Annotated in this window: 12 protein-coding genes; 5 read left to right on the top strand and 7 right to left on the bottom strand. The window is 64.3% G+C overall.

Going from position 1 to position 13,360, the window contains the following annotated elements; all coding sequences use genetic code 11:
* Positions 1-8: 8 nt before the first annotated feature.
* From hutG to hutI, 3 genes are all read right to left on the bottom strand, one after another.
* Complete coding sequence (gene hutG / locus NHF53_RS13115) at positions 9-812, bottom strand: N-formylglutamate deformylase (RefSeq protein ID WP_252834546.1); 804 nt, start codon at positions 810-812, stop codon at positions 9-11.
* 246 nt (positions 813-1,058) lie between these two features.
* Positions 1,059-2,594 (bottom strand): histidine ammonia-lyase, encoded by a 1,536-nt coding sequence (gene hutH, locus NHF53_RS13120; protein WP_252834547.1) that lies wholly within the window; start codon positions 2,592-2,594, stop codon positions 1,059-1,061.
* 112 nt (positions 2,595-2,706) lie between these two features.
* Positions 2,707-3,921 carry an imidazolonepropionase gene (hutI, locus tag NHF53_RS13125; RefSeq protein WP_252834548.1) on the bottom strand — a complete coding sequence of 405 codons (1,215 nt, stop codon included), beginning with the start codon at positions 3,919-3,921 and terminating at the stop codon, positions 2,707-2,709.
* Between the two features lie 109 nt (positions 3,922-4,030).
* Between hutI and NHF53_RS13130 the strand changes: the two genes are divergently transcribed.
* Together NHF53_RS13130 and hutC are read left to right on the top strand one after the other, a co-directional pair.
* Positions 4,031-5,377 (top strand): formimidoylglutamate deiminase, encoded by a 1,347-nt coding sequence (locus NHF53_RS13130; protein ID WP_252834549.1) that lies wholly within the window; start codon positions 4,031-4,033, stop codon positions 5,375-5,377.
* A gap of 86 nt (positions 5,378-5,463) precedes the next feature.
* Positions 5,464-6,213 (top strand): histidine utilization repressor, encoded by a 750-nt coding sequence (hutC, locus tag NHF53_RS13135; RefSeq protein WP_252834550.1) that lies wholly within the window; start codon positions 5,464-5,466, stop codon positions 6,211-6,213.
* 46 nt (positions 6,214-6,259) lie between these two features.
* Here hutC and NHF53_RS13140 read toward each other — a convergent pair whose 3' ends face one another.
* The 4 genes from NHF53_RS13140 to NHF53_RS13155 form a co-directional block, all read right to left on the bottom strand.
* Positions 6,260-6,565, bottom strand: coding sequence for a type II toxin-antitoxin system RelE/ParE family toxin (locus NHF53_RS13140; RefSeq protein WP_252834551.1), 306 nt, complete (start codon positions 6,563-6,565; stop codon positions 6,260-6,262).
* Positions 6,565-6,846 carry a type II toxin-antitoxin system ParD family antitoxin gene (locus NHF53_RS13145; protein WP_252834552.1) on the bottom strand — a complete coding sequence of 94 codons (282 nt, stop codon included), beginning with the start codon at positions 6,844-6,846 and terminating at the stop codon, positions 6,565-6,567. The genes NHF53_RS13140 and NHF53_RS13145 overlap by 1 nt, the downstream gene beginning before the upstream one ends.
* A 194-nt stretch (positions 6,847-7,040) precedes the next feature.
* The gene (locus tag NHF53_RS13150; protein ID WP_252834553.1) at positions 7,041-9,158 is read right to left on the bottom strand and encodes an EAL domain-containing protein; all 2,118 of its coding nucleotides are present in this window, start codon (positions 9,156-9,158) and stop codon (positions 7,041-7,043) included.
* Positions 9,159-9,341: 183 nt separating this feature from the next.
* On the bottom strand, positions 9,342-10,148 hold the full coding sequence (locus tag NHF53_RS13155; RefSeq protein WP_252834554.1) for a class I SAM-dependent methyltransferase: 807 nt from the start codon (positions 10,146-10,148) through the stop codon (positions 9,342-9,344).
* 116 nt (positions 10,149-10,264) lie between these two features.
* On the opposite strand from NHF53_RS13155, the gene NHF53_RS13160 reads away from it, so the two are divergent.
* The 3 genes from NHF53_RS13160 (at position 10,265) to NHF53_RS13170 (ending at position 13,354) form a co-directional block, all read left to right on the top strand.
* Positions 10,265-11,401, top strand: a complete 1,137-nt coding sequence (locus NHF53_RS13160; RefSeq protein ID WP_252834555.1) for an ABC transporter substrate-binding protein — start codon at positions 10,265-10,267, stop codon at positions 11,399-11,401.
* Positions 11,402-11,528: 127 nt separating this feature from the next.
* Entirely contained in the window at positions 11,529-12,608 is a 1,080-nt protein-coding gene (locus NHF53_RS13165; protein ID WP_252834556.1) for an iron ABC transporter permease, read from the top strand.
* The gene (locus NHF53_RS13170; protein WP_252834557.1) at positions 12,602-13,354 is read left to right on the top strand and encodes an ABC transporter ATP-binding protein; all 753 of its coding nucleotides are present in this window, start codon (positions 12,602-12,604) and stop codon (positions 13,352-13,354) included. Before NHF53_RS13165 ends, NHF53_RS13170 begins: the two co-directional genes overlap by 7 nt.
* Positions 13,355-13,360: the final 6 nt, after the last annotated feature.

Here is a 13,360-nt window from a genome sequence, read left to right on the forward strand (position 1 = left end):
CGTTCTCCTCAGTGTTTCAGGTCGAGCGCGACCGCTTCGATGCGCTCCAGAATGGTCTTGAGATGGACGCGCAGCCGCTCGGCCTTCTCTTCGTCATAGGCAAACGGCGGTGCCTCGGAGGCGAGATGAGTGATCTGCGCGAGTTCCATCTGGATCGCGTGCATGCCCGTCTCCGGCCGGCCGTAATGACGGGTCGTCCAGCCGCCCTTGAAGCGGCCGTTGACGACGGAGGTGTAGCCCGCGGCAGAGGCGGCGACCTCGAATGCAGCCGCCTCGATACGCGGATCGCAGGTCCGGCCCATATCAGTGCCGATGTTGAAATCCGGAAGCCTGCCCTCGAACAGGAAGGGGATCAGCGAGCGGATCGAGTGGCAGTCATAGACGACCGCGAGGCCATGGAACGCCTTCACCCGTTCGATCTCGGCGGCGAGCGCGGCGTGATAGGGGGCGTGGAACTGCTCCAGGCGTTCCTGGATCTCCGCCTCGGTCGGCTCTTGCCCGGCCTTCCAGATGGGAGCACCGTCGAAATCCGTCTCCGGCACCAGGCCGGTCGTGTTCTGGCCGGGATAAAGGCTGACGCCCTCCGGATCGCGATTGGCGTCGATCACATAGCGGTGGAAGGTCGCCCTGACCGTCGTCGCGTCGGCCAAGAGGCCGGCGTAAAGCTCGTGGATATGCCAGTCGGTATCGGCGAGCAGCTTTCCGTTATCGTTCAGGCGTGCCCGGATGTCCGGCGGAACTTCGGTGCCTGTATGGGGCAAGGCGAGAATGACGGGCGAGGTGCCCCGTTGGAGCTCGAAGACTTGCGTCATAGGGGGCGCTCCCTGATGCGTTCCGGATTACCCCCCTCTGGTCTGCCGACCATCTCCCCCACAAGGGGGGAGATCGACTCGCGGCGGATGCCTTGCACTTCTCCGGTGACAAATGAAACGACCAGCGCGTTGTCGCCATCCGCAGCGATCATGGTCCAGCTGGAGCGCCGGCTGCAGCCGATCTCCCCCCTTGTGGGGGAGATGCCCGGCAGGGCAGAGGGGGGTGAAAAGAGATACATGCCCTGCTTACCCCTCCAGCCCCGGAAGGATGCCCGTTGAGACGGAGGCGTTGAGCCTGCCGCCGCCCACCAGCGCGGCCGCTGCGGCGAGGTCCGGTGCCATATAGCGATCCTCCTCGAGTACAGGGACCACGCTGCGCAGCGTCGAGATGGCCTTCGAGAGCTCCGGGCTGGTCGTCAGCGGTGCGCGGAACTCCACGCCCTGTGCCGCCGCGAGCAGCTCGATGCCGACGATGGCGAAGAGGTTCTCCGTCATCTGCAGCAGGCGCCGGGCGCCGTGGCAGGCCATCGAGACGTGGTCTTCCTGGTTGGCGGAGGTCGGCGTCGAATCGACCGAGGCCGGATGCGACATCTGCTTGTTTTCGCTCATCAGCGCAGCGGACGTCACCTCGGCGATCATCAGCCCGGAGTTGAGGCCGGGCTTTCTGGCGAGGAAGGCTGGCAAGCCGTAGGAGAGGGCGGGGTCGACGAGAAGGGCGATACGGCGCTGGGAGATTGCACCGATCTCGCAGACCGCAATAGCGATCTGGTCGGCCGCAAAGGCGACTGGCTCGGCGTGGAAATTGCCGCCCGAGACGACGCTGTCGTCGGAGAGCACCAGAGGGTTGTCGGTGACAGCGTTGGCTTCGATTTCCAGCGTGCGGCCGGCCATGCGCAGGAGATCGAGGCAGGCGCCGTCGACCTGCGGCTGGCAACGGATGCAATAGGGGTCCTGCACCCGCTCGTCGCCGTCGATGTGGCTCAGACGGATCACCGAGCCGGCAAGCAATCCGCGCAGCGCTGCGGCGGTGTCGATCTGGCCCTTGTGGCCGCGCAGCGTGTGGATATCGGCGGTGAAGGGAGCGGACGAGCCCATGGCGGCATCCGTCGACAGCGCGCCGGTGATCAGCGCCGACTGGGCGGCGCGATGAGCGCGGAACAGACCGGCCAGCGCGAGTGCCGTCGAAGCCTGGGTGCCGTTGATGAGGGCAAGGCCCTCCTTGGCCGCGAGCACGACCGGTTCCAGCCCCGCCCGCTCGAGCGCGGCGCGACCGGGGAGTCGGGCACCTTCGAAACAGGCTTCGCCTTCGCCCATCATCACGGCGGCGAGATGGGCGAGCGGTGCCAGATCGCCGGAGGCACCGACCGAACCCTTTTCCGGGATAACCGGCGTTACACGCCGCTCCAGCATGGCCTCGATCAGGCGAATGAGCGCCAGCCGCACGCCGGAAGCGCCACGCCCGAGTGAAATGAGCTTCAGCGCCATGATCAGCCGGGTGATGTTTTCCGGCAGCGGCGCGCCGACGCCGCAGCAGTGAGAGAGAATGAGGTTGCGTTGGAGGGTCGCCGTATCGGCCGCGTCGATCTTGATCGAGGCGAGTTTGCCGAAACCGGTGTTGACGCCGTAGACGGGCTCGTTACCGGCCGCAATCGCGGCAATCCGGGTCGCCGCTTTCTCGATGGCCGGATCGAAGCTGCGGTCGAGCACAGCGGATTTGTCGTTCCAGTAGATGGCGGCGAGATCCGAAAGGGTGACGCTGCCGGGATGAAGGGTGATGGTCATGGGCGGTTTCCAATGCTGGCGTCTCGTGACAGGCGTGGGCTCGCGGTTTCTGCGCTGATCCTCGGGGCGGGTGAGAAGAGGCAGCGGTCGTGCGTAGAATGTCGGTCGCGCCTCATTCGCCCCTCCAGACGCGCCGGTGCAAGGGGGTGAAGCCGATGCGGTAGACGAGTTCGGCCGGCTCCCCGATGTCCCAGAGGCAGAAGTCGGCCGACTTCCCGACCTCGAGCGTCCCGGTGTCCTCGATCCTGCCGAGCGCGCGCGCCGCCTCGCGCGTCACGGCGGCGAGGCATTCGGTGACGGTCAGGCCGAAGAGGGTCGCGCCCATGTTCATGGTGAGGAGCAGAGAGGTGAGCGGCGAGGTGCCCGGATTGTTGTCGGTTGCAAGTGCCATCCGCACGCCGTGCTTGCGGAAGAGATCGACCGGCGGCTTTCGCGTCTCGCGCAGGAAGTAGAAGGCGCCGGGAAGAAGGACGGCGACGGTTCCGGCTTTCGCCATCGCGATCGTGCCCGCCTCGTCGGTATACTCGAGGTGATCGCCCGATAAGGCATCGTAAGACGCTGCGAGCGCCGCACCGGAAAGATTCGAGAGCTGGTCGGCGTGAAGCTTGACCGGCAGGCCGAGCGCCCTTGCTGCGTCGAGGACGAGCCGGATTTCGTCCGGCGAGAAGGCGATCCCTTCGCAGAAGCCGTCGACGGCGTCGATCAGTCCTTCGGCGTGCGCCGCCCGCAGTCCGGGGATCACCACGTCGTGGATGAAGTCGCGGTTGCGGCCCCTGTAGTCGGCCGGTGTCGCGTGCGCCCCGAGATAGGTCGTCGTGATCGATACCGGCCGCATCGTGGCGAGCCTGCGCGCCGCCCGCAACATCTTCAACTCGTCGTCGACGGTCAGGCCGTAGCCCGACTTTATCTCGATCGTGGTGACACCCTCTGCGAGCAGCGCATCGAGGCGTGGCAGGGTCTCGCGGACGAGATCGTCCTCGCTTGCCGCACGGACCTTGCCGACCGACGAGACGATGCCGCCGCCCGCCCGCGCGATTTCGTCGTAGCTCGCCCCGGCAAGCCGCATCTCGAACTCGTTCGCGCGGTTACCGGCATGGATGAGATGGGTGTGGCAGTCGATGAGGCCGGGCGTGATCCAGCGCCCCTCGCAATCGAAAAGGTCGGAGGAGGTGAGCAGCGTGGAGGGCAGGTCGGCAGCCGGCCCCGCATAGGCGATGCGTCCGTCACGGACGACGAGTGCGGCCTCTTCGACGATGCCGAGCCCGGAGAGCTTCGGATCGAGTGTCGCAAGCCGCGCATTGGTCCAGATGCGAACCGCCGTCGCCATGTCGTTCCTCCTCCTCAAGGATGTTGCGTGACGCCTGTTTCTGGAATATGTATATACTTAATCGGAAGCGATGCAAGACGAAAAGCGATCAAAGAGGGAGGATGGGCCGATGGCCTCGATACATGCGAAGCTGGCGCTCCTGCCGGACGGCTGGGCGAGCGACGTCCGGATCGGCTTCAATGGGCGTGACATCGAGACGGTCGAGACGGGCATCGAAGCCGGCCCCGACGATGAACGCCATGACGTCCTTCTTCCGGCGATGTCCAATCTTCACAGCCATGCCTTCCAGCGCGGCATGGCGGGGCTCGCCGAGATGCGCGGACCGGCGGAGGATAATTTCTGGAGCTGGCGAACCGTGATGTACAAGTTCGCCCTTTCGATGAACCCCGACCAGATGCAGGTGATCGCGGCACAGCTTTATGTCGAGATGCTGGAGGCGGGGTTCTCACGTGTCGGCGAGTTCCACTATCTCCACCACGACAAGGACGGCCGGCCCTATGCCGACATCGCCGAGATGGCGGTCCGCATCGTCGCCGCGGCGGAGGAGACCGGCATCGGGCTCACCCTGTTGCCCGTCTTCTATGCCCATTCGAATTTCGGCGGGCTTGCCCCGACCGACGGTCAGCGGCGCTTCATCTGCGACCTCGACGCATTCGGCCGCCTCTTCGAGGCAGTTTGCCGCGCCGCAAACCGCCTGCCGGGCGCCGTCACCGGGATCGCCCCGCACAGCCTGCGCGCCGTCACGCCCGACGAGCTTGCCGCTCTGACAAGGCTCTCTCCCGAAGGACCAATCCATATCCATGCGGCGGAGCAGGTGAAGGAGGTGGAGGATTGCATCGCCGCGCTCCAGAGGCGCCCGGTCGAATGGCTGCTGGAAAATGCCGGCGTCGATGCGCGCTGGTGCCTGATCCACGCCACCCACATGACGGCGGAGGAGGCGCGGGGGCTCGCCCGTTCCGGCGCAGTCGCTGGCCTCTGCCCTGTCACCGAGGCCAATCTCGGCGATGGTTTCTTCGAGGCGGAGACTTATCTCGCAAACGCAGGCGCATTCGGCGTCGGCTCGGATTCCAACGTGCTGATCGGCATCCGTGACGAGTTGCGGCAGCTCGAATATGCGCAGCGTCTCGCAAGACGCGCCCGCAATATCGTCGCCGTTCCCGGCGTGTCGACCGGGCGGCGCCTCTTCGACGGTGCGATTGCCGGCGGTGCGCAGGCGCTCGGTGTGCGGTCGGGGCTGGCAGCGGGTGCGCCGGCGGACATGATGACGCTCGACCGTTCCGCCGCCCCGTATGTCGGCGCCGACCATATCCTCGATCACTTCATCTTCGCGGACGGCATTCGGGTCGGTTCGGTCTGGGCGGGCGGACGCAAGCTCGTCGACGGCGGGCGGCATGTCCATCGCGAGGAGATCGCCGCGCGGTTCCGGCGCGTCATGGCGGAACTCCTCTCCAACTGAGCCCACGCGGCCTGGCCAAGATTCCGGTTCAGTCCGGTCGATGGCTGCGCTAAAGCAGGGCGACCATGCGTGGGAGCGAGCGATCAGTGAAGACGAAGACCGGTTCAGGCAAAGAAGCGACCTTGCACCAGCGCATCCTGGGCGACATCGAGAACCGGATCCTGACCGGTGAATGGCCGCCCGGGCATCGTATTCCCTTCGAGGTCGATCTCGCGACCGAGTATAATTGCTCCCGCATGACGGTCAACAAGGTGATGACCCAGCTCGTCAAGGCGGGGCTCGTCGAACGGCACAGGAAGGCAGGCAGTTTCGTCCGCCAGCCGCAGGCGCAGTCGGCGGTGCTGGAAATCCACGACATCGAGGCGGAGGTCAAATCGCTCCACCTCGCCTATGCCTTCACCCTCGTCCGCAAGGTCGAACGCATCGCCGCTGCCGACGACCGCAGGCTCCTCGAGGTCGGGGAGGAGGCATCGGTGGCGGAGGTTCTCTGCATCCATTTCGCCGGAGAGCGTCCCTTCTGCATCGAGGAGCGCCTGATCAATCTCGGCGTTGTTCCCGAGGCGGCAAGTTCGGATTTTGGCGGAATGCCGCCCGGACGCTGGCTGCTGCGCCAGGTGCCCTGGACGACCGCCGAACACCGGATCAGCGCTGTTCCGGCGGAGGCCGAAATGGCTCGCATGTTGCGGATCGCGAAGGGCACGGCCTGCCTCGTCGTCGAGCGGCGGACCTGGAGCGGCCAGGGGCCGGTGACATGGGTGCGCTTCACCTATCCCGGTGACAGCCACGCGCTCGTCGCCCGCTTCACACCGGCCTCGAACCAGCCGGAACGCTCGTGAGGTTGTGACCGGTGAGCCGAGTGGCCGGGGTCAAGCCAAGCGTCACCTATTCGTCATCGGCTCGGAACATCTGACCATGATAGAGAATCCGAAGGACGACCACAACGTCTGCCTCCACGACAAATGCCACGCTGGCATTCCGTTCAAAACCAACGATCCGCAAATCAGGTCGAATATCGTGACGCAACGTTCCCCGCATGGGAAAGGTTGCGAAGTCAGTAAGGAAGACTTCAATCCTGCCGACATAACCACGAGCCACGTCTCTGGAACCCGATCGCTCCAGGATAAAGCGATAGATATTGACCAGATCCGCTTCGGCCTCTGCCGTCAAGCGAACCTGATAATGCTTCATCAGGAGTTGCCTTTGTCGACAGCGTCCAGTCGGGCTTGAACACGCCGAAAGGCGTTGTCGATCGGTGCGGCTTTCTCGGGATTGGCCTTGTAGCGATCGTAAGTGCTCACGACCTCGTCGCGAAGCCAGGCGTCAAGGGCGGCGTCCCGCGCCGCGAGGGTTCGTAGGCCGTCGCGGACAACCTCGCTTTCGGTCGCATATTCGCCGGACGCGACCTTAGCCTTGACCATCTCGGCCATTTCGAGGGGAAGTGTGATGCTGAGAGACCTGGTTGTGCGCATGGGAGCTGCTTTCGTTCGTTGCCCTTTTGTAGCATACGACACGATTTAATCCTACGCCCTAATGCCGAAGCCCCGTTTGCGGGTCGGGCACGCTTGAGATTACGTATCAGCCTGTCTTGAAACTGAGGCCGAAGGTCCGGCGCGCCGGAGCATGGCGGTGCGCCGACCGTCCGCGCCCCAGGGGTCGCGATCTGTCAAAGGATGATTTGTCCCGGCCGGGCGTCGGGCGTCAGCCTGTCCCGCAGTTGTTCGACCGTCATCGGCTTTCCGCAGAGATGTCCCTGCAGCAACTGGCAGCCCGCTTCACGGGCGGTCCTTGCCTGTTCTTCCGTCTCAATTCCTTCCGCCGTGACGGGAAGATCGAGGGCGGATGCGAGGTGAATTGTGGCCTTCAGCACTTCGCCGTTGTTCGAGCTCATCAGGGACCGGTCGATCTTGACCTTGTCGAACCCGAACTGCCTGAGCGTGCCGATGCTCGCATGCCCGGTGCCGAAGTCGTCCATCGCGAAACGGACGCCGACGGCGCGCAGCGCATCGATCGACCGACGGGCGCGGTCCGGCTTCGAGATCAGGACACCTTCGGTGACTTCGAGAATGAGGCGGTTGGCGTCGAAGCCTTCCTCCGCCAGCATCTTCTTCACCTCTCCGGCGAAGTTCGGGTTGCAGAGCTGGATCGGTGAGACGTTGACGGAGAGCTCCAGAGACTGCCAGCAGGAAACAGCCCGGATCGAACCCAGAAGTATCTTCCGCGTCAATGCCTCGATGAGGCCGGACTTTTCCGCCAGGGGAATGAACACTTCGGGGCTGACGGTGCCGGTCGGCGGTACCCATCGTGCCAGGGCCTCGACGCCGTTGATTTCTCCGTCAGTCGCCGCAATGAGCGGCTGGAAGACGATCTTTATCTCATCCTGCTCTATGGCGGTCTTCAGGCGGTTTTCCGCGAAGGCCAGCTCTTCCCGCTCCCTGTCGAGCTGTTCGTCGAATGCAACCACCTGTCCACGTCCGTCTTCCTTGGCGCGGTAGAGCGCCATGTCCGCACGGCGAATGATCTCGAGTTCGGGGAGATCCGCAGTCTTCACCGCAAAGCCGACACTCGCCCCGACCTCGACTGTCCGACCATCGATGTCGAAGGGTTCGGCGAGCGATCGTACGATGCGGTCGCCGAATTCGACCGGGCTGGTCGAACCTTGCTGGATGACGGCGAATTCGTCGCCGCCGAGGCGCGCCGCAGCGACGATGTCGGGATGAATGGTCGCGAGCTTTTCGGCGACAAGGCGGATGAGCGCGTCGCCGACGGCATGCCCCCAGGTGTCGTTGACCGCCTTGAAGCCGTCGAGGTCGATGAGATGGACGACAGACGATCCTTCCGGGGCCTCGCGGATCGCCCGGATGAGGCCGACTCTGTTCAGGAGTCCCGTCAGGTAATCGTGGCTCGCGTCATGGGACGCTTTGGCAGCGGCCGCGCGTTCCTTGCGCAGTTCCAGGGCAGAAAAGGAGACGACCACCAAGAGGAAGAGGACGAACAGCCCGACCAGCATGGCCAGTTGCGGCTTCACCTGTTCGTAGACGGTGGAGCCGGGGCGCTGTTCGGGCCAGTTCAGATATCCGACGGCCCGCCCGTCCGTTCCGTGGAGAGCCCGGATGAGATGCCCCGGCTGCGGCGTGTCGCCGAGCGCGAGCCCTTCGATCTGGAAGTCTTCGGAGATGGCGGCGACGTATTCCGGTGTCAATTCCTTGAAGAAGGTGAGGGACTTGTAGTCTGCGTTATCTGGTTGATCCGCGAACGGCTGGATTGCCATTGTGGCGAGCATCATCACGCGACCGGAAAAGGGGTAGAAATTGATGAGTGGGTCGGAACCGCGATTGCCGGACGCCTCGACTGCCCGCCGGACGAGTTTGGGCCCAAACGCCGAGATCGCGTCGAACTCCTCGCCCTTCAGATAGGCTTTGACCTGAATGCCTTGCTGGTCGAGGACGATCGCCCCGTCGTAGAGCGGGTAGTCCTCGCTCGTCGATCCCCAATTGTCGTAGATCCATGCGTCAGCCTCTGGCGAGGAGACTGCGGTATAGGCGTCGTCCCAGACGGCGTTGTCCCTGACGGTCGCCCCCAGTCTCTTCTTGATCGACGACACCGCCGCCTGCACGGCGTTCACGGACCGGTTGGCATCGATGGCGTCGGCGGCATCACGCATCGCCGTGACGATGTTCGCCGAGAGAAATGCCACGGCGAAGGCGATGGCAAGCACGAAGGTCGTTGCCAGGATCACACCACGGGTCTGTTTTATTGCGCGCTTCTTCTTCACCGGAACCATGTCGGAGGTCTTGCTGATTACATCGTCATGTCCGGGTGGACCGCAGGAAACATCATGTCCGCCGAGCGCTGCATCCTTCCGATTAGCAGGAATTCCTTTCCAAATTGGTACGAATTGCCGGGCAGGTCTTCTTCGGCCGCATTTCCGCTGCGACCGAAGCGCTTTTTCCCTTGCTGTTTCGCTTCAGTCCGCCGCGTTCTTCTCCGCGCAGATCGCGTAGCGGTGCTGGGTCGCCCGCTCGAGGCCCTTGAGGAAACCGAAGTTCTTCTTCTGGGTGCGATGGATCGCCCGCATGTCGGTATCGATGGTGATCGTCTCGAAGCCGGCCTGGCGGAGGAGGTCGACGACAGCCTCGGCCCGCGCGCCGCCGGAGAAATAGACGCGGGAGAGGATACCCTGGTGCGTCTCGGCAAGGGCCTCGGTCGACGGCCCGTTTTGCGCGTTCCCGGCGGAGGTCAGCCAGCGAGAGACCCTCCTTGCGAGATGCGCGACGAGGCCCGGATTGACGAAGTCTCCGTCGACGATGAGCAGCCGGCCGCCGGGCCTCAGCAGGCGGTGCCACTCGCGAAAGGCCGAGAGGGGATCGACGAGCGTCCACACGAGATGGCGGTTGGTGATCACGTCATAGGAGTCGTCGAGCTCCATGGTGTTTTCGGCGTCGCCCATCAGGAAGCGGATCGCCCGACCGCGAGCCCTGGCCTTCGCGCGGGCCCGCTCCAGCATCGGCTCGGCCCAGTCCATGCCTGTCACGCGGAAACCGAGATCGTCGAGCAGGTGCGAGACGACGGCGGTGCCACAGGCGAGGTCGAGCGCCTCGCGGCCGTCGCCGTCTCCGATATGCCGCCGGAAGAGTGCGTGCCACGCCGCCCGTTCGGCCTCGGAGAAGATCTCATGGCCCGGCTGGCTGTCGAAGGTCTCGGCCCGCGCCGACCAGTAGGCTTTGATCTCATCGCGAAGATCGTGATTTGAAAAGGTCGTAACCGTCTGCATTCCGGGGGCTTTCCTGAAAAAGTGGAGTGATACTGGAAGCTTTCTAAAAGATAATTCTTGACTCGAAAAGTCATAAAATCATAAATCGCCTCAACACACATCGTAGGAGAAATAAATTGTTCGGATTCAACAAGGTGGCCTCCGCCGCCGCGTTTTCGCTCGCTCTTTTTTCTGGCGCTGCCTTCGCCGAAACGGTGACCGTCAAGGACATCACCGGCCGGGAAGTCCAGGTGAACGTGCCGGTCGAGCGCGTCATCCTGGGCGAAGGCCGGCAGATCTATTTCACCGCTGCCCTCGATACCGATGCTCCCTTCCGGCGCGTCGTCGGCTGGCGTGACGACTTCAAGAAGGCGGATCTCGACGGCTACAACATCTATCTCGAAAAGTTTCCCGAGATGGCGAAGATCCCGACCTTCGGCGGCATGAAGGACGGCACCTTCGACATCGAGCAGGCGGTCGCCCTGAAGCCCGACGTCATCATCATGAACACCGAAGCGAAATCGGCGACCGAAGAGTCGGGCTATATCGAAAAGCTCGCCAAGGTCGGCATCCCGCTCGTCTACATCGACTTCCGCGAAAAGCCGATGCAGAACACCGACGAGTCGATGCGCATCATCGGCAAGTTGTTCGGCAAGGAGGCCCGTGCCGAGGAATTCGTGAAGTTCCACGACGAGCAACTCGCCCGCGTCACCGAAGTGCTCGCCAAGGCGGGGGAAATCGACAAGCCGGTGGTCTTCATGGAACGCGCCGGCGGTTACAGCGACGATTGCTGCATGTCCTTCGGGGACGAGAACTTCGGCAAGATGGTCGAGCTCGCCGGCGGCGTGAATATGGCGAAGGACATCATTCCCGGCACCTTCGGCACGGTCAATCCCGAGCAGATCATCGCTTCCAATCCGGATCAGGTCATCGTCACCGGCTCCAACTGGGAGCTCTACGTCCCCGGCGGCAAATGGGTGGGTGTCGGCCCCGGCGCGGATGCGGCGACCGCCACGCAGAAGCTTGCGGCCCTGATGCAGCGCCCTGCCTTCACTGGAATCAAGGCCGTCGAGGAAGGCAATGTCCACGCGATCTGGCACCAGTTCTACAACAGCCCCTACCAGTTCGTGGCCGTCCAGCAGATCGCCAAGTGGCTCCACCCCGAGCTCTTCAAGGATCTCGACCCGGATGCGACCTTCAAGGAACTGCACGACTGCTTCCTGCCGGTCGCCTACCACCCCGGATACTTCGCCTCCCTGAAGGCCGGTCTCTGAAAGTGACATCGGGGCGGCGATATTCGCCGGCCCCCATCCCACCGAGGTCAGAAATGCGCATTTCCACGATTTCCAGCGAACCTATCGCGTCCCTGTCGGGCATTTCGTCGACCAGGGAGGGCATCTGATGGTCGCCCTTGCGGACATGCGCGTCGCACGCGAGGGGGAGATGGCAACCGGGCGACAATACCGCGCGCTCGCCGGCCGGCGGTTCGCGATCCTCGTCCTGCTTTTTCTCGCCCTGCTGCTCTCGGTCGCCGCCGACATGGCGCTCGGCCCTGCCCGCTATACCCTCAGCCAGGTCGTTTCCGCCGTTCTGTCGCCTTCCGAGGTCGGAAACCAGCTCCGCGTCGTCATCTGGGACATCCGCATGCCGATCGCGCTGATGGCGGTCACCGTCGGCGCCTGCCTTTCGGTCGCCGGTGCACAGATGCAGACCATTCTCGCCAATCCGCTCGCGAGCCCCTTCACCCTCGGCATCTCGGCCGCGGCGGGTTTCGGCGCCGCGATGGCGCTCGTCGCGGACGTGGCGATCTTTCCGGCGGCCGTCGAATACATGATTCCGATCAACGCCTTTCTGATGGCGATGCTCGCCTCGCTCTTCATCTACGGCGTCTCGACGCTCCGCGGCGTGACGGTCGAGACCATCGTGCTGCTCGGCATCGCGCTCGTCTTCACTTTCAACGCGCTTCTGTCGCTGCTCGAATATCTCGCCTCCGAACAGGCGCTCGCCGCGGTCGTCTTCTGGACCATGGGCTCGCTCACCAAGGCGACCTGGCCCAAGGTCGCGGTCACCGGCGCAGTGCTCGTTTTCGTCATCCCACTCTTTGCCCGCAATGCCTGGGCGCTCACCGCACTGCGCCTCGGCGACGACAAGGCAGCCTCCTTCGGCGTCAATGTCCGGCGGCTCAGGCTCGAAACGATGATGCTCGTGAGCCTCCTTGCTGCAATCCCGGTTTCGTTCGTCGGCACCATCGGCTTCATCGGTCTCGTCGGGCCTCACATCGCCCGCATGGTCGTCGGCGAGGACCAGCGCTTCTTCCTGCCGGGCTCGGCGATCTGCGGTGCGCTCCTGCTCTCGGTCACCTCGGTCGTCTCGAAGGTGCTGATCCCCGGTGCCATCCTGCCGATCGGGGTCATCACCGCACTCGTCGGGGTTCCCTTCTTCTTCTCCCTCATCTTCACCAACCGGAGGCGCGCATGGTAGCCATCAGACTGGAGGGCCTCGGCGCCCGCTACGGCCGGGCGCAGGTCTTCGAAGGCATCACCACCGATCGCCTGCCGGGCGGTGAGCTCACCGCCGTCATCGGGCCGAACGCCGCCGGCAAGTCGACGCTCTTCAAGCGTATTGCGAGCCTGCTTTCGGGTCCCGGAACCGTGCATGTCGAAGATGTCCGCCCCGAGCGGCGGGCCGTCTGCTACATGCCGCAGGACACCGGCGCCAATGCGGTGCTGACCGTCTATGAATCGGTTCTGCTCGCGGCCAAGCAGGGGGGAGGCTGGCGGGTTGCCGAGCGCGACCTTCGCACCATCGACCGGTTGCTCGAGGACCTGCGGATTTCCAACCTCGCCTTCCGCGATCTCGGCGCGCTCTCCGGCGGCCAGCGGCAACTGGTGGCGATCGCCCAGGCGCTGGTGCGCCGGCCGGAAGTGCTGCTGATGGACGAGCCGACCTCCGCACTCGACCTCTTCCGGCAGATCGAGGTGCTCGATTTCATGCGCAGGACCGCGGCCAGCGAAGGCATGGCGGTGCTGATCGCCCTCCATGACCTCAACCATGCGCTCCGCTACTGTACGCGCACCATGGTGATCGCCGAGGGCCGGCTGGTCGCGAGTGGCCCGACGGACGAGGTCATCACGCCCGCCATGCTGCGGGACGTCTACAAGGTCGCCGCCCGCGTCGAATGCTGCAGCGAGGGCCGGCCGATGATCGTCGTCGACGGAACGGCGTGAGCCGCA

It is taken from the genome of Ciceribacter sp. RN22 (assembly GCF_024054295.1).
GTDB lineage: Bacteria > Pseudomonadota > Alphaproteobacteria > Rhizobiales > Rhizobiaceae > Allorhizobium > Allorhizobium lividum.

Excerpts from the sequence above, each read along its gene's own strand:
- hutG (WP_252834546.1), bottom strand. The coding sequence starts at position 812 with ATGACGCAAGTCTTCGAGCTCCAACGGGGCACCTCGCCCGTCATTCTC.
- hutH (WP_252834547.1), bottom strand. The coding sequence starts at position 2,594 with ATGACCATCACCCTTCATCCCGGCAGCGTCACCCTTTCGGATCTCGCC.
- hutI (WP_252834548.1), bottom strand. The coding sequence starts at position 3,921 with ATGGCGACGGCGGTTCGCATCTGGACCAATGCGCGGCTTGCGACACTC.
- NHF53_RS13130 (WP_252834549.1), top strand. The coding sequence starts at position 4,031 with ATGGCCTCGATACATGCGAAGCTGGCGCTCCTGCCGGACGGCTGGGCG.
- NHF53_RS13140 (WP_252834551.1), bottom strand. The coding sequence starts at position 6,565 with ATGAAGCATTATCAGGTTCGCTTGACGGCAGAGGCCGAAGCGGATCTG.
- NHF53_RS13145 (WP_252834552.1), bottom strand. The coding sequence starts at position 6,846 with ATGCGCACAACCAGGTCTCTCAGCATCACACTTCCCCTCGAAATGGCC.
- NHF53_RS13150 (WP_252834553.1), bottom strand. The coding sequence starts at position 9,158 with ATGGTTCCGGTGAAGAAGAAGCGCGCAATAAAACAGACCCGTGGTGTG.
- NHF53_RS13155 (WP_252834554.1), bottom strand. The coding sequence starts at position 10,148 with ATGCAGACGGTTACGACCTTTTCAAATCACGATCTTCGCGATGAGATC.
- NHF53_RS13165 (WP_252834556.1), top strand. The coding sequence starts at position 11,529 with ATGGTCGCCCTTGCGGACATGCGCGTCGCACGCGAGGGGGAGATGGCA.
- NHF53_RS13170 (WP_252834557.1), top strand. The coding sequence starts at position 12,602 with ATGGTAGCCATCAGACTGGAGGGCCTCGGCGCCCGCTACGGCCGGGCG.